This window comes from Pseudotabrizicola sp. (genome assembly GCF_030656345.1).
GTDB lineage: Bacteria > Pseudomonadota > Alphaproteobacteria > Rhodobacterales > Rhodobacteraceae > Pseudotabrizicola.
This window is the reverse complement of sequence record NZ_JAUSNR010000056.1, coordinates 43,980-61,846: the sequence shown is the minus strand read 5'-3', so window position 1 is coordinate 61,846 and position 17,867 is coordinate 43,980. Positions and strand designations below refer to the sequence as shown.

Genomic DNA, 17,867 nt, shown 5'->3' with positions numbered 1-17,867 from the left:
ACCCACCCTGCCGCTTTTGATTTCAACATCTTAGACGAGGAGTCTGCACCATGAGTGCTAAAGACGTACGTTTTGACACCGATGCCCGCGACCGCATGCTGCGCGGTGTGAACATTCTGGCTGATGCTGTGAAAGTCACGCTGGGCCCCAAAGGCCGCAACGTGGTGATCGACAAGTCCTTCGGCTCGCCCCGCATCACCAAAGACGGTGTGACGGTTGCCAAGGAAATCGAACTGTCCGACAAGTTCGAAAACATGGGCGCCCAGATGGTGAAGGAAGTCGCTTCCCGCACCAATGACGAAGCTGGCGACGGTACCACCACCGCCACCGTGCTGGCTCAGGCCATCATCAAGGACGGCCTCAAGGCCGTTGCTGCCGGCATGAACCCGATGGACCTGAAGCGCGGCATCGATATCGCTGTGGCCAAGGTTGTGACCGCGATCAAAGCCGCCTCGCGCCCTGTCAAAGACAGCGCTGAAGTTGCTCAGGTCGGCACCATTTCGGCCAATGGCGAAGCTGAAATCGGCCGTCAGATCGCTGATGCGATGCAGAAGGTCGGCAACGAGGGTGTGATCACCGTCGAAGAGAACAAGGGTCTGGAAACGGAAACCACCGTTGTCGAAGGCATGCAGTTCGACCGTGGCTACCTGTCGCCCTATTTTGTCACCAACGCTGACAAGATGATCGCCGATCTGGAAGACGCCTACATTCTGCTGCACGAGAAAAAACTCTCGTCGCTGCAGCCGATGGTGCCTTTGCTGGAAGCCGTGATCCAGTCGCAGCGCCCGCTGATCATCATTGCAGAAGATGTTGAAGGCGAAGCCCTTGCGACGCTGGTTGTGAACAAGCTGCGCGGCGGTCTGAAAATCGCTGCTGTCAAAGCCCCGGGCTTTGGCGATCGTCGCAAGGCGATGCTGCAGGACATCGCCATTCTGACCGGTGGTCAGGTGATTTCTGACGATCTGGGCATGAAGCTGGAAAATGTCGGCATCGACATGCTGGGCCGTGCCAAGAAAGTCTCGATCAACAAAGACAACACCACCATCGTTGATGGTGCTGGCGACAAAGCCGAGATCGAAGCCCGCGTGGCCCAGATCCGTGCGCAGATCGAAGAAACCACGTCGGACTACGACCGTGAGAAGCTGCAAGAGCGCGTGGCCAAACTGGCTGGCGGTGTTGCCGTGATCAAGGTTGGCGGCATGACCGAAGTTGAAGTCAAAGAGCGCAAAGACCGCGTTGATGACGCGCTGAACGCTACCCGCGCTGCCGTGCAAGAAGGCATCGTTGTCGGCGGCGGCGTGGCTCTGGTTCAGGCTGGAAAAGCCTTGGAAGGTGTGACGGGCGCGAACAGCGACCAGAACGCCGGGATCGCCATTGTGCGCCGCGCACTGGAAGCCCCGCTGCGCCAGATTGCTGAAAACGCTGGCGTCGATGGCGCTGTCGTGGCTGGCAAGGTGCGTGAATCGACCGACACCTCGTTCGGGTTCAACGCTCAGACCGAAGAATATGGCGACATGTTCGCTTTCGGTGTGATCGACCCGACCAAAGTGACGCGCACCACGCTGGAGCATGCAGCCTCGGTGGCTTCGTTGCTGATCACCACCGAAGCGATGATCGCTGACAAACCGGCCAAGGAATCGGCTGGCGCTGGCGGCGGCATGGGCGGAATGGGCGGCATGGACGGCATGATGTAATCATGCCTGCATGATGTAAGCTGCGGCTTACCTTATCTGACCAGTTGTTTCCGTCAGGAAACAGGGGGGCGGTCCGCAAGGGTCGCCCCTTTTTTTCATGGTCCGGCCTTGAAGCGGCCGGAATGCCGGGTGACTGTTGCGCAGAGTTCCGGAGGTTTTATGCCGCATTTGCTGATGCTTGCGCCCGCGCCTGTGATTTGCCTGCCAGACGGGCGGCTGCGGCTGGATGTGAAATATGTCGAGGGGATGCGGGCGCATCAGGCGATGTGGGATGGCACAGTATCGGCGGTGGTCTGGGAAGGCGCAGGCGCGGTGCCGTTTGGGGCCGATTATGCGCCGGGGGATCTGGGGTTTGATCTGACGGTGCTGCCGGCGGGCGCGCCGGTGTCTGCGGTGGGGGCCGATCTGATTGCCGCGCCTGCCGATATGGCAGAGGCTCTGGCCCTTGCGGACGGGCCGGTGCCGGTGGTGTTTGTGGTGGAATACACCATCGGCACCCGGCTGCGGATTGTGACGCTGGACCGGGAGCGGGGGTTTGTGCGCAAGGGCTGGTCGGTGTTGTGGAACCTGTCAGTGGAGCGCAAGCGGCGGGCGGCGTTCCGGCGGGCGGCGGGGGTGCAGTGCAACGGCTATCCGGCGTTTGACGCCTATGCCGGGCTGAACGGCCACGCGATGCTGTATCTGGATGGGCGGATGCGCGCGGGGATGATGGCGACGGGGCCGGAGATGGCGGCAAAGGCGGCGTATCGCGGCCCGCTGCGGCTGGTGCATTCGGGGCGGATGGAGCCGATGAAGGGCGCGCAGGATCTGGTGCCGGTGTGCCGCGCGCTGGTCGCGGCGGGGGTGGAGTTTACCCTGGATGTGTTCGGGACCGGGGCGCTGGAGGCAGAGCTGCGGGCCGGTGCCGGGGCTTTGGGCGGGCGGTTGCGGCTGCATGATCCGGTGGATTTTGAAACCGTGCTGGTGCCGTGGATGCGGGGGAATGCGGACGTTTTCCTGAGCTGTCACCGGCAGGCCGACCCGTCCTGTACCTATCTGGAAAGCCTTGGTTGCGGGGTGCCGGTGGTGGGATATGCCAATGAGATGTGGGGCCGGATGGCGGCAGAGTCCGCAGCGGGCTGGGCCGTGCCCCTTGGCGACCGGGGGGCGTTGGTCGACCGGATTGCGCAGCTGGCAGGCGACCGGGGGGCTGTTGCTGCTGGTGCCGATGCGGGCCTGAGATTTGCGCAAGCTCATGGTTTTGAGGCGGAATTTTCGCTACGTATGGCGCATTTCGCGGCCTGCCTGTCGCCGCAGCGCGCGGTGGTCTGAGGCCGCGTTAACCGATTGTTGATAGCCCTGTCCCTCGCATAGGCCGGGGGCAACCGCTGGCCGAGAGGACCAAGCGAGGGTTTAAGACATGAACAAGGCGATTACTGACGGTCTGGTGCTGATGCCGCCGCCGTTTTCTGCGGGGCTGGCCCTATGGTCGCGCGAGGACGGGCAACCGGGGCAGGGGTCATACGCGGGGCAGTCCAACGCGGCTTTTATTCCGGCGGATCAGGATTTCGGCGGCGCGCTGGAGTTGCAGAAAACCGCTGCCACCCAGAAGCTGCGCTGCTTTCAGCAGATCCCGATGCAGCCGGGCCTGTATCTGCAGGTGACGGTGCGGATCAAGGGGATTTCGGGGGCCTTGCCATCGGTGCGCATCGCGGGCTGGGCCGGGCGGTCGAACGGCACCAATGTGCCGGGGGTGGTGCAGACCGGGCCATCGGTGGCGCTGACGCAATACGGGCAGGTGGTGGAGGTGACGGCGATCATCGGGGCCGGGACGCGCGGCGGGGTGGCGATGGCCTGGGGGGCGAGTGCCACCTATGGCCATATCGGGCTGGACCTGACCGGGCCGAATGGCGGCGTGGTGCGGATTGACGATATCGAGATCGAGGATGTGACCGGCATCTACCTGCGCGACATTTTCGATGCGGTGGATGTGCGCGATTTCGGCGCGCAGGGGAACGGTGTGGCGGATGACACCGCCGCCTTTGCCGCCGCAGACGCCGCGGCGCAGGGCCGCACGGTGACGGTGCCGGCGGGCACCTATCTGATTGCCGGGAACCTGACGATCAACAACCCGATCCGGTTTCAGGGCACGCTGGTGCAACCCGCAAATGTGCGGCTGGCGTTGACGCGGAATTATGATCTGGACACCTATACCAGTGCCTTCGGGAATGAACTGCTGGGCTTTCGCAAGGCGTTGCAGGCGCTGTTCTATTTTACCGATCATGTGGCGCTGGATCTGTCGGATCGCCGGATTGATCTGGTGGAGCCGCTGGATGTGGCGGCAATCGCCGGGCTGAGCACATTCGCGCAGCGCCGGTTTCTGACCAATGGCCAGCTGAACGCGGTGGCCGGGCCGGGGTGGGATACGGTGGAGGTGACATCGGGGGCCACCTATGCCCCTGCCAATCCGACCACGCTGACCGGGGTTGCCAATGTGTCCACCATCCCCGTCGGCGCGCATGTCAGCGGCCCCGGGGTCGGGCGTGAGGTTTATGTGACTGGCAAGAACACCGGCACCGGCACGGTCACGCTGAGCCAGCCGCTGTGGGGCGGGGCGGGTACGCGCACGCTGACCTTTACGCGCTTTAAGTACCTGCTGGATTTTTCGGGCTTTGACGATCTGTCGCGGTTCGAGCTGGACCGGCTGGACATGAACTGCAACGGGCTGTGTTCGGCGGTGATGCTGCCACGGATCGGCCTGACGCTGCGGATCAGCGATTGTGTGTTCAACCGGCCCAAGGATCGCGGCATCACCTCGACCGGGACCGGGTGTCAGGGGCTGATCGTGGATGGCTGCCAGTTCTGGTCGAATGAACAGCCGATGCTGGCGCAGGACCGCACCTCGATTGCGCTGAACGTGAATGCCAATGACGCCAAGATCCGGTCAAACCGGGTGGTGCGCTTTGCGCATTTCATGGTGGCGAATGGTGGCGGCCATCTGATCAGCGGCAACCACTTCTTTCAGGGCGACAACGCGCCCTCGGGCATCCGCCGGGCGGGGCTGATCCTGACCCAGACCAACCCGCGGGTGACCTTTACCGGCAACTACGTCGACAACTGTTTTATCGAATGGTCGAACGAGCATGACGCCTTCCCCGATTTCACCACCGGGCTGGGCTATGGCAATCTGTCGATTGCGGGCAACCATTTCTATGCCAGCGGCGTGGCCCCGTGGTTCCGCTGGATCGTGATCGCGCCCAAGGGGGCGGGGCATTTCGTGCAGGGGCTGAGCATTTCGGACAACACCTTCCGCGCTGTCAATGGCGCGGTGGACCGGGTGGATGCGGTGGATACCACCCATGCGAGCCTGGATTACAGCCGGTTCCGCAATGTGAACGTGGGGTCGAACGCGTTCAACGGGGTCAGCCAGATTGTGATGAACCCGCTGACCATCCTGCACACCCAGAACACCGAAGCCGCGACCTGGGTGGTGGATGGCGGCGCGTTCATGCCGTTTGGGGCGCGGGTGCGCAACACGCAAAGTCTGGTGGCCGATGGCGCGATCACCAATGCCTCGGGCGCGGCGCAGCATGTGATGCCGTTTGTGCTGAACGAACAGGGGGCGGATCGTACTCTGGCGCATGTGCGATGGCCGTCGCCGGTCAAGGGCAAGGTGCTGGCGACGCTGCGCTGCGACAACCCGACCTGACGAAAGGGTCGGGGCGCGGCCTGCCGGGCCGCCCCGGTTCACACCAGATCGGCGGGCGTAAGACGGAACGCCCGCCCGAAGCCGCCGTTCAGCAGGGCAGAGACCGGGTGAAGGCGGACAAAGGCAAAATCGGCGAAGTCGATGTAAAGCTTTGATTTCGGGTGCCGCGCCAGCCAATGCGCCCGCAAGCCGGGGCGGTCGGGCGCATTGGGGGCGACGAATTCTGCCCGCGCCTGCAGCATCAGGCGCGGGTGGGTCAGCGGGTCGCCCTTGGCGCCCGGCTCGCCCAACAGCAGCGCACAGGCGGGGTGGGCGCGCAATCCGGCGCTGTGCGGGGCCAGTGCCGAGATCAGCGTCATCGGCACGCCATCGGGGCACAGCCCGAAGGCGATGCGGCTGATTCCGGGTGATGCATTCTCCGCCTCCAGATACGACAGCGCGGCATGGGCTGCGGCCAGCAGGTCGCGCGACAGCGCGCGGCCTGCGTCGTCTGCCGGCAAAACGGGATCGGGTCTTGTGGCCATTGTCTGCTCCAATGCAATTGACAGGGTGGGTTGTGAGGCGCTTGCATGCGGCAAGCAAGGGACCGGACCGAAAAATGACCGACAAGGCGACAGAGACTGCGACCGACCGGGCACTGCAACGCCGTGCCGAGTTCATGCCAAAACTGGTGACGGTGCTGCGCGAAGGCTATTCGGGCCGGGATTTCCGCGCCGATGTGCTGGCGGGGCTGACCGTGGCGATTGTGGCTTTGCCACTGTCGATGGCGATTGCGATTGCCAGCGGGGTGGGGCCGGAGCGTGGGCTTTACACCACCATCATCGGCGGGTTTCTGGTGTCTGCCCTTGGCGGCAGCCGGTTTCAGATCGGCGGACCCGCGGGGGCGTTCATTGTGCTGGTGTCGGCCTGTGTGATGCAGATCGGGGTGGAGGGGCTTATTCTGGCCACCTTCCTGTCGGGTCTGTTTCTGGTGCTGGCCGGAGTTTTGCGGCTTGGCACCTACATCAAGTTCATTCCCTACCCGGTGACAGTCGGGTTTACCGCCGGGATTGCGGTGATCATCTTCGCCAGCCAGATGAAGGATCTGTTCGGGCTGAGCCTTGCCGGGCAGGAACCGGCTGAGATTGTGCATAAGGTCGGCGCGTTGTGGGGCGCGCGTGGGACCGTAACCCCGATGGCCTTTGTGGTGGCACTGGCGACGATTGCGCTGATTCTGGGGGTAAAGCGGGTGCGGCCGGGTTGGCCGAACCTGCTGATTGCGATTGTGACGGCGGCGACGGTGGTTGCGGTGACGGGCCTGCCGGTGGAAACCATCGGGTCGCGCTTTGGCGCATTGCCGCGCTTGCCGCCGTCACCTGCGCTGCCGGGGCTTAGCGTTGATGCGGTGATGGCGGCCTTGCCCTATGCGGTCAGCTTTACCCTGCTGGGGGCGATTGAATCGCTGTTGTCGGCCGTGGTGGCCGACGGGATGAGCGGGGGCCGCCACCGCAGCAATGCCGAGCTGGTGGCGCAGGGGGTGGCGAATGTGGGGGCGGCACTGTTTGGCGGGTTCTGTGTGACCGGCACCATTGCGCGCACCGCCACCAACGTGCGTGCAGGCAGCCGGGGGCCGGTTTCCGGCATGCTGCATGCGCTGTTTGTGCTGGGCTTCATGCTGGTGGCTGCACCGCTGGCCGCGTTCATCCCGCTGGCGGCGTTGGCGGGCCTGCTGGCCGTGGTGGCCTGGAACATGTTTGAGAAGGAAGAGTTCTGGGCGCTGGTGAAATCGACCAAGGGCGATGCGATGGTGGTGATCGTCACCTTCCTGCTGGTGGTGTTCCGTGACCTGACCGAAGGCATCGTCGTCGGCTTTGCGCTTGGCGGACTGGTGTTCATTCAGCGGATGTCGGATGCGGCGGGGGTCGAGCCTGCCTTTGCGCCGGACGGGCCAGAGCAGGGTGGGATGACGCGTGACCGGGTGGTGTACCGGCTGCGCGGGCCGTATTTCTTTGGGGCCGCGGCCCGGCTTGGGGTGGTGCTGGACCGGATCGCCGATTACCCGCGTGCCTTTGTGGTCGATTTCAGCGATGTGCCGTTCATCGATTCCAGCGGGGCGCGGTCATTCGAGCTGCTGGCGCATAAGGTGGCGCGCAAGGGCGGGCAGCTGTACCTGATCGGTGCCCGGCCCGAGGTGCGCCGCACCCTGCTTGCACAGGGCGCGCGTGAGCCTTTGGTGCGCTTCCTGTCCGGTCTGGATGACGTGGATGCGGCAGAGGCTGCGCGTTAACACGTTAGCGCAAGCATGATTCGCGGCCGGCTTTGCCGTTTGACCCCGCCTGCCCGAGGCCCCGGCGGGGCATGGCGGCTGGGATGTTTCCCCAACGTCACCGGCGGTGGCGTTATCACTGAACTGTGAACTGCCATGCGTTTGAAAAGCCTTGTCAAATTTTCGCCACTTTTCGGAAGTTTGCAGTCTTGACAGCGTTACAGAAAATTTATTTACAAAATAATCCATTTAATAAAAGGGGTTACATTAAAATTAACCCCGCGCTAAACTGCCGGTGGGTTGGAGGCAATCTTTGAAGCGGCAAGATCGCCCTCAAAGTGCAAGAAGCGGGCATTGGCCTGCCCGCGTTGGAGGATAAACCAAATGTCAGATCAGGGTTCAGCACCGGGCGTCTATCACGCATCCGCTGATTTCATCGCAAATGCGCATATTGATGCGGATGGTTACGCGCGGATGTACGACGCATCGGTCGCCGATCCGAATGCCTTCTGGGCCGATCAGGCGCAGCGCCTTGACTGGGTGAAACCCTTCACCAAGGTCAAGGACAGCACGTTCGATCTCGGCAAGGTCTCGATCAAATGGTTTGAGGATGGCACGCTGAACGTCAGCGCAAATTGCATCGACCGTCACATGCTGACCCGGGCCGACCAGACCGCGATTATCTGGGAACCGGACAATCCGGCGACGCCGTCGCTGCACATCACCTATCGCGAATTGCTGGAAAATACCTCGCGGATGGCGAATGTGCTTAAAGCCCATGGTGTGGGCAAGGGCGACCGGGTGGTGCTGTATCTGCCGATGATCCCGGAAGCGGCCTATGCCATGCTGGCCTGCGCGCGGATCGGGGCCATTCATTCGGTGGTGTTTGCCGGGTTCTCGCCCGACGCTCTGGCCAACCGGATCAACGATTCCGAGGCCAAGGTGGTGATCACCGCCGATTTCGCCCCGCGCGGCGGCAAGAAGACGGCGCTGAAATCCAACACCGACAAGGCGCTGTTCGATTGTTCGGACCGGGTAAAGTGCATGGTGGTCAAGCACACCGGCGACCAGACCACATGGGTCGCAGGGCGCGATATTGACCTGAAGGCTGAAATGGCCGCCGCCAAACCCTATTGCGCCTATGTCGAGGTTGGGGCCGAAGACCCGCTGTTCATCCTGTATACCTCCGGCTCGACCGGGCGGCCCAAGGGGGTGGTGCATACCTCGGGCGGCTATCTGGTCTATGCGGCGATGACGCATCAATACACCTTCGATTACCACGATGGCGATGTGTTCTGGTGCACCGCCGATGTGGGCTGGGTGACCGGGCACAGCTATATCATCTATGGCCCGCTGGCGAATGGCGCGACGACGATCATGTTTGAAGGCGTGCCGACCTTCCCCGATGCCGGACGGTTCTGGGAGGTCTGCGCCAAGCACAAGGTCAACCAGTTCTATACCGCCCCCACCGCGATCCGCAGCCTGATGGGCATGGGCGCGGAGTGGGTGGAAAAGCATGACCTGTCCTCGCTCAAGCTGCTGGGCACCGTCGGCGAGCCGATCAACCCCGAGGCGTGGAACTGGTACAACACCCATGTCGGCAAGGGGAACTGCCCGATTGTCGATACCTTCTGGCAGACCGAGACCGGCGGCCACCTGATCACACCGCTGCCGGGGGCCATTGCACAAAAGCCGGGTGCCGCGACCAAGCCTTTCTTTGGCATCAAGCCGATCATTCTGGACCCGGCCAATGCCGAGTTGCAGTCGGAAACCGCCGCCGTGGGGGTGCTGTGCATCACCGACAGCTGGCCGGGCATGATGCGCACCCTGTGGGGCGATCACGAGCGCTTTGAAGAGGCGTATTTCAGCCAATATCCGGGCTATTACTTCACCGGAGACGGCTGCCGCCGGGACGAGGATGGCGATTACTGGATCACCGGCCGGGTGGATGACGTGATCAACGTCTCGGGCCACCGGATGGGCACGGCAGAAGTGGAATCGGCGCTGGTCGCGCATGAGGCGGTGGCCGAGGCTGCGGTGGTCGGCTACCCGCATGATATCAAGGGGCAGGGCATCTATGCCTATGTCACGCTGATGAACGGGGTGGAGCCGACCGATGGCCTGCGCAAAGAGCTGGAAGTCTGGGTCCGCACCGAGATTGGCCCGATTGCCAAGCCCGACCTGATCCAATGGGCGCCGGGCCTTCCGAAAACCCGCTCGGGCAAGATCATGCGCCGTATCCTGCGCAAGATTGCCGAGAATGATTTCGCGGCGCTTGGCGATACCTCGACCCTTGCCGATCCTTCGGTGGTGGATGAGCTGATCGAAAACCGGATGAACCGGGGCTGACGGGGGATGCGCGACATGACAACCCCCACGGTTCTGATCCTGCTCGGGCCTCCGGGCGCGGGCAAGGGCACCCAAGCACGGATGCTGGAAGAAGACTTCGGTCTGATCCAGCTGTCGACCGGCGATCTGTTGCGGTCCGCCGTTGCCTCGGGCAGTGCGGCGGGCCAGCAGGCAAAGGCGGTGATGGAAGCCGGTGGTCTGGTCAGTGATGATATCGTGCTGGCCATCCTGAAAGACCGGATGAACCAGCCGGATGTGGCACGCGGCATCATCCTTGACGGTTTTCCGCGCACCGATGCGCAGGCAGCGGCGCTGGACGCGCTGCTTGCGGCATCTGGTCAGCGTGTGAATGCCGCCATCAGTCTTGAGGTCGATGACGAGGCGATGGTGGGCCGGGTTGCGGGCCGCTATACCTGCGGCAGCTGTGGCGAAGGCTATCACGACGATTTCAAACAGCCCGCGCAAGCGGGCGTTTGCGACAAATGCGGCGGCACGGGTTTCAAGCGCCGGGCCGACGACAATGCCGGAACCGTGCGGGAAAGGCTGAAAGCCTACCACGCACAGACGGCACCGCTGATCACCTATTACGATGCCAAAGGCGTTCTGCAACGGATCGACGCGATGGGTGACATCGCGGCAATCCGTCAGACGCTGGGCGGCATCGTGGCGGGTGTATCAGCGCAGTGAAGGGGGGCCTGCATCCCCAAGGGGGTGCGGGTGTGGAGACGTAAAAAACAGGGAGTAACACTCATGGCGGACAGAACTTCGTCAAGTGCCTACTGGGCAGCCAACGTGCGGGTGATTCTGATATCGCTTGCCATCTGGTTTTTCTGCTCGTTCGGCCTTGGCATCATCCTGCGCCCGGCATTGTCGGGCATCATGGTCGGGGGCGCTGACCTTGGCTTCTGGTTTGCACAAAACGGGTCGATCTATGTCTTTCTCGTGCTGATCTTCGCCTACGCGTGGCGGATGAACAAGCTCGACAAAGAATTCGGCGTCGAAGAATAAGGGGCGGGGACAGATGGATCAATTTACCCTCAACCTGCTTGTGGTTGGCTTTACTTTTGCCATCTACATCGGGATTGCGGTCTGGGCCCGTGCGGGCACCACCGCAGAGTTTTATGCTGCCGGACAGGGTGTGAACCCGGTTTTGAACGGCATGGCGACGGGCGCTGACTGGATGTCGGCGGCCTCGTTCATCTCGATGGCCGGCATCATCGCGTTGGCCCCGGCCGGCGGCTATACCCAGTCGGCCTTCCTCATGGGCTGGACCGGCGGCTATGTGCTTCTGGCGCTGCTGCTGGCCCCGTATCTGCGCAAGTTCGGCAAGTTCACCGTGCCGGAATTCATCGGCGACCGTTTCTATTCCGGTGGCGCACGTCTTGTCGGCGTGATCTGCTTGATCGTGATCTCGGTGACATATGTGATCGGCCAGATGCGCGGTGTGGGCGTTACCTTTGCCCGCTTTCTGGAAGTCTCGACCGACACCGGACTGTACATCGGCGCGGCGATTGTTTTCGTCTATGCCGTGTTCGGCGGCATGAAGGGCATCACCTATACGCAGGTGGCGCAATATGTCGTGCTGATCATCGCCTATACCATTCCGGCGATCTTCATCTCGCTTAACCTTACCGGATCTTTCCTGCCGCAGCTGGGGCTGATCGGGTCCTATGCGCCGAGCGGTGGCGATGTTGCGATGCTGGCGAAACTTGATGCTGTGGTGACCGAACTGGGCTTTACCCAGTACACCGCCGACTCGCCGAACATGTTCAACATGATCCTGTTCACCATGTCGCTGATGATCGGTACCGCCGGTCTGCCGCATGTGATCATCCGCTTCTTCACCGTGCCAAAGGTCGCCGATGCGCGTTCCTCGGCCGGTTGGGCGCTGGTGTTCATTGCGTTGCTCTATACCGTGGCCCCGGCTGTCGGTGCCATGGCGCGTCTGAACCTGACCACCACCTTCTGGCCCAACGCCGTTCAGGGCGAAGCCTTTGCCGGTGATGCAATCAGCCTTGACGCCATCAACAACGATCCGTCACTGGCCTGGGTCAACACCTGGAGAAACACCGGGCTGCTTGATTTCGAAGACAAGAACGGCGACGGCCTGATCCAGTACTACAACGAAGGCAACGCCGCTGTTGCTGCCATCGCGGCAGAGCGTGGCTGGGCCGGGAACGAGCTCACCAAAGTCGACAACGACATGATGGTGCTGGCAAACCCTGAAATCGCGGCGCTGCCGGGTTGGGTGATTGCTCTGGTTGCTGCCGGTGGTCTGGCTGCGGCTCTGTCTACCGCTGCGGGTCTGCTGCTGGCGATCTCTTCCGCCGTGTCGCACGACCTGATCAAAGGCTCGATCAACCCGAACATCTCGGAAAAGGGTGAGCTTCTGGCGGCCCGGATCTCGATGGGCGGTGCGATTGTGGTGGCGACCTACCTTGGCCTCAACCCGCCCGGCTTTGCCGCGCAGGTGGTGGCTCTGGCCTTCGGTCTGGCGGCTGCGACGATCTTCCCGGTTCTGATGATGGGCATCTTCTCGAAGCGCATCAACAAGGAAGGCGCGATTGCCGGTATGCTGGCAGGTCTGGTGTTCACGGCTGTCTACATCTTCCTCTACCTCGGCTGGTTCTTCATCCCGGGTACGAACCTGTATGCCAACACCCCTGATCAGCACTTCTTCGGCATATCGCCGCTGTCGATCGGGACTGTCGGTGCCGTGGTCAACTTCGGCGTCGCCTATGTGGTGTCGATGGCAACCAAAGCTCCGCCACAGCATGTGGTTGACCTGATCGAGTCGATCCGCGTGCCGAAAGGTGCGGGGGCCGCGACCGGCCACTGAACCAAACACGCGCCCCTGGATCATCCGGGGGCGCGTGCCTTACCAAGGGGCGCATGTCATGGACCACCCGCTGGAAACGATCATCGGATTTCTGCAATCGGTCCACCCTTACGATACCCTGCCGCAGGACGAGCTGGCGCGTGTCGCCACCTCCTTCAGCCGCAGAGAATACAGCGCCGGTGAAGAAGTCTATCACGCCGGTACACCGCTGCGCGGGCTGTACCTGATCAAGCGCGGCTCGGTCGAGGTGCAGGAACCATCGGGGCAGGTTGTGTCGCTGCTGGGGCCGCGCAACAGCTTTGGCGAACGTGGGCTGGCGCGGGACGGGCTGGCGGTCACGACGGCGCGGGTGACCGAAGATTCGGTGCTGCTGCTGCTGCCGGTGGCCGAGTTCCGCTGGCTGATCGCAACTTTCCCGGCCTTTGAGCGCTTTTTCAGCCGTGGGCGCGGGCATGACCTGCGCGGCGGCGATCTGACCACGCAAAAGGTCGGCGACCTGATGGCGCGCAAGCCGGTGATCATCGGGCCGCAGGACAGCGTACGGATGGCGGCGCAAAAGATGCGCGATGCCAAGGTATCGTCGCTGGGCGTGGTGCAGGGCGGGCACTTTCTGGGCATCATCACCACGCGCGACATGACGAACCGGGTGCTGGCCGACGGGCTGGACCCGGCCACCCCGGTGGCCGAGGTGATGACGGCCGACCCGGTTTCCTTGCGGCCCGACTCGCTGGGGTCGGATATCCTGCACATCATGCTGGAACGCCGGATCGGCCATCTGCCGGTGGTCGAGGGCGGCACGCTGGTCGGCATGATCACCCAGACCGACCTGACCCGGTTTCAGGCTGTCAGCTCGGCGCAGCTGGTGCGAGATGCGGCGACGGCGGAAACCGTGGCCGAAATGGCCGCCGTGACCGCCCGCATCCCGCGCCTGCTGGTGCAGCTGGTCGGCGGAAACAACACGCATGAGGTGGTGACCCGCCTGATCACCGACATCGCCGATACCGTGACGCGCCGCCTGCTGGCCATGGCCGAGGCAGAGCTTGGCCCGGCGCCGGTGCCCTACCTGTGGCTGGCCTGCGGAAGTCAGGGGCGGCAGGAACAGACCGGCGTGTCGGATCAGGACAACTGCCTGATGATCGACGATGCGGCCACCGATGACGACATGGCCTATTTCCACGCCCTCGCAAAGATCGTGTCCGACGGGTTGAACGCCTGCGGTTACGTCTATTGCCCCGGCGACATGATGGCCACCAATCCGCAATGGTGCCAGCCTATGCGGGTCTGGCACAGCTATTTCCGCAAATGGGTGCAGACGCCGGACCCTATGGCACAGATGCTGTCGAGCGTGATGTTCGACCTGCGCCCGATTGGCGGGCAGGCCAGCCTGTTCAAGGACCTGCAGCATGAAACGCTGGAAATGGCGGCGCGCAACTCGATCTTTGTGGCGCATATGATCAGCAACAGCCTGAAACATACGCCACCCCTTGGCCTGCTGCGCGGCTTTGCCACCGTGCGGTCGGGCGAGCACAAGAACCACATCGACATGAAGCTGAACGGGGTGGTGCCGGTGGTGGACCTTGGCCGCATCTATGCGCTGATCGGCCAGCTGGAGCCGGTGAACACCCGCGCCCGGCTGGACGCCGCCGAAGGCGCGGGGGTGATCAGCGTGTCGGGCGCGCGCGACCTGATGGAGGCTTATGATCTGATCGCACAGACCCGGCTGGAAAATCAGGCGCGGCTGGTGCGGTCAGGGCGCAAGCCCGACAACTTCCTTGCCCCGTCGGATATGTCCGATTTCGAACGAAGCCACCTGCGTGACGCCTTTGTCGTGGTGCGCACCATGCAATCAGCCGTGGGACAAACCCGCGGTGCCCGGAGTTGATGAATGGCCCTTGAATTTTTCGCCGCACTTGTCGCTGCTGTCGCCTTTGGCGGCGTGGTGCATCTTTTGCGCAGACTGACCGGATACCGCTTGCCGAAATGGTCGGTGACGGTGGCCGCGGCGGTTGGCCTGATCGGCACCACGATCTGGCTGGAATATGACTGGTTCAACCGTGTCAGTGCTGAACTGCCAGAGGGCGTGCAGGTGGTCTGGCATGCCGAAGAGGTGATGGCGCTGCGGCCCTGGACGCTGATCGCGCCGATCACCACGCGCTTTGTCGCGATGGACACGCGCGCCATTGTCCAGCACCCCAACAACGCAAATCTGCGCATGGCCAAGCTGTTCAACTTTGGCCGCTGGCGGTCCGTGACCGATGCGCTGATGGTGGTCGACTGCGCGCAGCGCCGGCAGGTTCTGGTGACCGAAGGCGTCGGAATATCAGATGACGGCGTTCTGCAAGGCGCTGAGTGGGTCAGCGCAGCCGAAGGCGACGGATTTCAAGCGGCGGCCTGCAAGGCAGCCTGAGGGGGAGAGGGTGATGACGGCCGAAGGGGGGAGACGGCACCGCGTCCTCGTGGTCGAGGATGAGGATAATATTGCCATCGCGCTGGATTATCTGATGACGCGCGAAGGCTATGACCATGACCGCATCGCCAACGGGGCCGATGCTCTGGCCCGCATCCGTGACACGCACCCCGATCTGGTGCTGCTGGATGTGATGCTGCCAGAGGTGTCGGGGTATGAAATCTGTCAGGGCGTCCGGCAAGACCCTTCGCTGGCCGATGTGAAGATCCTGATGATGACCGCGCGCGGATCGGCGATTGAACGGCGCAAGGGTCTGGCGCTGGGGGCCGACGGATTTATCTCGAAACCCTTTGAACTGAAGGAGTTGCGCGACGAAGTGCGCCGCCTTCTGGTTGCGGAGGGGTGAGCGTGCTGCAAAAGCTGTCCCTGCGCCTGCGGATCTTTTTGCTGTTTGCGGGGCTGGCGGCAGCGGCACTTGGTGCCGTCATGGCCGGGCTCTGGCTGGGCTACCGGCGGCTTGGCGCACCCGAGACGCTGGATGCCTTTGTGCAGGGCGGCGTTGTGGCCGGTTTTGTCATTCTGGGCGCGGTGGCCTGGGTCTGGTATCTGTTCGATATCAATGTGGCGCGGCCCATTGATGTGCTGGCCGGGTCATTGCGCGCGCGCGCGCACTCCGATGTGAACGGCGGCATCGATGGCGGGCTTGCCGCCTATCTTGGCGATCTTGCCCCTGCGGCCACGGCGGCAGCGGCGTCGCTGTCTGAAACGCGCAATGCCCTGGCCGAGGCGGTGGCGCGGGAAACCACCCGGCTGATGGGTGAGAAAACCCGGCTGGAAACGCTGTTGTCGGACGTTGATGCCGGGGTGATCCTGTGTTCGGGCGATCATACGCTGGCGTTTTACAACGGGCAGGCGGTGGATCTGATGGGGGCTGGCATGGCCGCCCCGGGGCTGGACCGCCGGTTGTTCGAATATCTGCGCGAAGGGCCGATCCTGCTGGCCCACGCGCGCCTGATCGCCACCGGCGACAGCGATGCCGCCTCAGACCTGTTGTGCGCCACCCTGACCGGCAGCCGCGTGCTGTCGGCCCGGATGCGCCTGATGGCGGCCGACAACGGAACAGTGCCCGGCTATGTGCTGACGCTGCGCGACGTGACCGCCGATCATGCCGCCTATACCCGGCGGGAGGCGTTGCTGGCCGAGGTGTTCGACCGCGTGCGCCGCCCTGCGGCCAACCTGACCACCCTGATGGCCGCCATCCCCGAAGGGGCCGCGGCCCCCGGCAAGCTGGACACCGCCCTGCGCGAAGAGGTTGCGGCCCTGACCACGGCGGTCACCGACCTGAGCCGGCGCCATGATGAGGGCCGCGAAGGCTGGTCGCTCACCATGACCCGCGCGTCTGACCTGCTCGACGGTCTGCGCGCCCGGATGGAGGGGGAGGGCCTGACCGCCGAGACGCAAGCCGACGCGCTGCTGCTGCGCTGCAACGGGTTTGAGGTGATCGCGCTGCTGGCGGGCCTGACCGAAGCGATGGCGCGCGAAGACGTCGCCCGCGCCTTCCGCCTCCAGGTCGAGGAAGAGGGCACCGGCGCGCTGATCCGGCTGGTGTGGCACGGGGCGGCGCTGCCGGTAGCGCAGCTGGAACGCTGGCTGGACGCGCCGCTGGAGCCGGGCATCACCGCGGTACCGCGCCGGTCGGTGCTGGCCTCCCACGGCACGGAGATCTGGCCCGAGGCTATCGGGCAGGGCGCGCACAGCCTGTGCCTGCCGATCCCGCAGGCCCGCCGCGTGGTGCGCCGCCCCGCCCCGATTGCCCGGCCCGTGGTCTATGACTTTGACCTGTTGTCCAAGGCCCGCAGCGCCGGGGTGCAGGATGCGCGGCTGCTGGACCTGACCTATGTGGTGTTTGATACCGAAACCACCGGGCTTTTGCCCGGGCAGGGCGATGAGATCGTGCAGATCGCCGCCGTGCGGATCGTCAATGGCCGCCGGGTCGAGGGCGAGGTGTTCAACACGCTGGTCAACCCGCGCCGCGCCATTCCGCTGACCTCGACCGATGTGCATGGCATCACCGACGCCATGGTGCAGGACGCGCCCTTTGTCGAAGAGATCGTCCCCCGGTTCCACAAATTCGCCGAAGGGGCGGTGCTGGTGGCCCATAACGCCCCGTTCGACATGGAATTCCTGCGCCGACTGGAGCCAGTGACCGGGTTGACGTTCGACAACCCGGTGTTCGACACCGTGCTTTTGTCGGCGGTGGTCTTCGGCCAGCACGAGGTACACAGCCTTGACGCCTTGTCGCACCGTCTGGGCATCACCATCCCCGAAGAGGACCGGCACACCGCCATCGGCGACACCATGGCCACCGCCGAGGCGTTCCTGAAGCTGCTGCCAATGCTACAGGGCCGGGGCTTCACCACCTTCGGCGCGGTCCTGTCGGAAGTGCGCCGACATGGACGGTTGCTCAAAGATCTGAACTGACGGGCGAATGAAGCCATGGCCGAACAAAACTGCGGCCAAACAAAAAGCCGCCCGAAGGCGGCTGTTTGTTAATTTGGTGGAGCCACGCGGGCACTCCACCACATTTTCAAGCCATTGATACGCAAAGATAATCAAGTGCGGGGTTAAGGTGTGTGTCACACCCT

13 protein-coding genes are annotated in these 17,867 nt (G+C 63.5%); 12 read left to right on the top strand and 1 reads right to left on the bottom strand.

The window, feature by feature from the left end:
* Positions 1 to 50: 50 nt before the first annotated feature.
* The 3 genes from groL (at position 51) to Q7J44_RS22815 (ending at position 5,382) form a co-directional block, all read left to right on the top strand.
* A complete protein-coding gene (groL, locus tag Q7J44_RS22825) occupies positions 51 to 1,694 on the top strand; it encodes a chaperonin GroEL (RefSeq protein WP_304883378.1) in 1,644 nt (547 codons plus the stop codon).
* A 159-nt stretch (positions 1,695 to 1,853) separates the two neighbouring features.
* Positions 1,854 to 3,005, top strand: a complete 1,152-nt coding sequence (locus Q7J44_RS22820; RefSeq protein ID WP_304883377.1) for a glycosyltransferase — start codon at positions 1,854 to 1,856, stop codon at positions 3,003 to 3,005.
* Positions 3,006 to 3,093: 88 nt separating this feature from the next.
* Positions 3,094 to 5,382 (top strand): glycosyl hydrolase family 28-related protein, encoded by a 2,289-nt coding sequence (locus Q7J44_RS22815; RefSeq protein WP_304883376.1) that lies wholly within the window; start codon positions 3,094 to 3,096, stop codon positions 5,380 to 5,382.
* A 38-nt stretch (positions 5,383 to 5,420) separates the two neighbouring features.
* On the opposite strand, the gene Q7J44_RS22810 is transcribed toward Q7J44_RS22815, so the two are convergent.
* Positions 5,421 to 5,906, bottom strand: a complete 486-nt coding sequence (locus tag Q7J44_RS22810; protein ID WP_304883375.1) for a HugZ family protein — start codon at positions 5,904 to 5,906, stop codon at positions 5,421 to 5,423.
* Between the two features lie 74 nt (positions 5,907 to 5,980).
* On the opposite strand from Q7J44_RS22810, the gene Q7J44_RS22805 reads away from it, so the two are divergent.
* The 9 genes from Q7J44_RS22805 (at position 5,981) to Q7J44_RS22765 (ending at position 17,703) form a co-directional block, all read left to right on the top strand.
* On the top strand, positions 5,981 to 7,648 hold the full coding sequence (locus Q7J44_RS22805) for a SulP family inorganic anion transporter (protein WP_304883374.1): 1,668 nt from the start codon (positions 5,981 to 5,983) through the stop codon (positions 7,646 to 7,648).
* 363 nt (positions 7,649 to 8,011) lie between these two features.
* Positions 8,012 to 9,976, top strand: a complete 1,965-nt coding sequence (gene acs / locus Q7J44_RS22800; protein ID WP_304883373.1) for an acetate--CoA ligase — start codon at positions 8,012 to 8,014, stop codon at positions 9,974 to 9,976.
* Positions 9,977 to 9,991: 15 nt separating this feature from the next.
* Positions 9,992 to 10,663, top strand: a complete 672-nt coding sequence (locus Q7J44_RS22795) for an adenylate kinase (RefSeq protein ID WP_304883372.1) — start codon at positions 9,992 to 9,994, stop codon at positions 10,661 to 10,663.
* Positions 10,664 to 10,726: 63 nt separating this feature from the next.
* Positions 10,727 to 10,984, top strand: coding sequence for a DUF4212 domain-containing protein (locus Q7J44_RS22790; RefSeq protein ID WP_304883371.1), 258 nt, complete (start codon positions 10,727 to 10,729; stop codon positions 10,982 to 10,984).
* Positions 10,985 to 10,997: 13 nt separating this feature from the next.
* A complete protein-coding gene (locus tag Q7J44_RS22785; RefSeq protein ID WP_304883370.1) occupies positions 10,998 to 12,815 on the top strand; it encodes a sodium:solute symporter family protein in 1,818 nt (605 codons plus the stop codon).
* 58 nt (positions 12,816 to 12,873) lie between these two features.
* Positions 12,874 to 14,697: a DUF294 nucleotidyltransferase-like domain-containing protein gene (locus tag Q7J44_RS22780; protein ID WP_304883369.1), complete on the top strand. Its 1,824-nt coding sequence runs from the start codon at positions 12,874 to 12,876 to the stop codon at positions 14,695 to 14,697.
* Between the two features lie 3 nt (positions 14,698 to 14,700).
* Positions 14,701 to 15,222, top strand: coding sequence for a hypothetical protein (locus tag Q7J44_RS22775; protein ID WP_304883368.1), 522 nt, complete (start codon positions 14,701 to 14,703; stop codon positions 15,220 to 15,222).
* 13 nt (positions 15,223 to 15,235) lie between these two features.
* A complete protein-coding gene (locus Q7J44_RS22770; protein ID WP_304883367.1) occupies positions 15,236 to 15,628 on the top strand; it encodes a response regulator transcription factor in 393 nt (130 codons plus the stop codon).
* Between the two features lie 2 nt (positions 15,629 to 15,630).
* Positions 15,631 to 17,703, top strand: a complete 2,073-nt coding sequence (locus Q7J44_RS22765; protein WP_304883366.1) for an exonuclease domain-containing protein — start codon at positions 15,631 to 15,633, stop codon at positions 17,701 to 17,703.
* Positions 17,704 to 17,867 lie beyond the last annotated feature (164 nt).

Coding starts and splice junctions, on each gene's coding strand:
- Q7J44_RS22790 (WP_304883371.1), top strand. CDS start 10,727: ATGGCGGACAGAACTTCGTCAAGTGCCTACTGGGCAGCCAACGTGCGG.
- Q7J44_RS22805 (WP_304883374.1), top strand. CDS start 5,981: ATGACCGACAAGGCGACAGAGACTGCGACCGACCGGGCACTGCAACGC.
- Q7J44_RS22785 (WP_304883370.1), top strand. CDS start 10,998: ATGGATCAATTTACCCTCAACCTGCTTGTGGTTGGCTTTACTTTTGCC.
- Q7J44_RS22820 (WP_304883377.1), top strand. CDS start 1,854: ATGCCGCATTTGCTGATGCTTGCGCCCGCGCCTGTGATTTGCCTGCCA.
- Q7J44_RS22775 (WP_304883368.1), top strand. CDS start 14,701: ATGGCCCTTGAATTTTTCGCCGCACTTGTCGCTGCTGTCGCCTTTGGC.
- Q7J44_RS22815 (WP_304883376.1), top strand. CDS start 3,094: ATGAACAAGGCGATTACTGACGGTCTGGTGCTGATGCCGCCGCCGTTT.
- Q7J44_RS22795 (WP_304883372.1), top strand. CDS start 9,992: ATGACAACCCCCACGGTTCTGATCCTGCTCGGGCCTCCGGGCGCGGGC.
- Q7J44_RS22780 (WP_304883369.1), top strand. CDS start 12,874: ATGGACCACCCGCTGGAAACGATCATCGGATTTCTGCAATCGGTCCAC.
- Q7J44_RS22770 (WP_304883367.1), top strand. CDS start 15,236: ATGACGGCCGAAGGGGGGAGACGGCACCGCGTCCTCGTGGTCGAGGAT.
- acs (WP_304883373.1), top strand. CDS start 8,012: ATGTCAGATCAGGGTTCAGCACCGGGCGTCTATCACGCATCCGCTGAT.
- groL (WP_304883378.1), top strand. CDS start 51: ATGAGTGCTAAAGACGTACGTTTTGACACCGATGCCCGCGACCGCATG.
- Q7J44_RS22810 (WP_304883375.1), bottom strand. CDS start 5,906: ATGGCCACAAGACCCGATCCCGTTTTGCCGGCAGACGACGCAGGCCGC.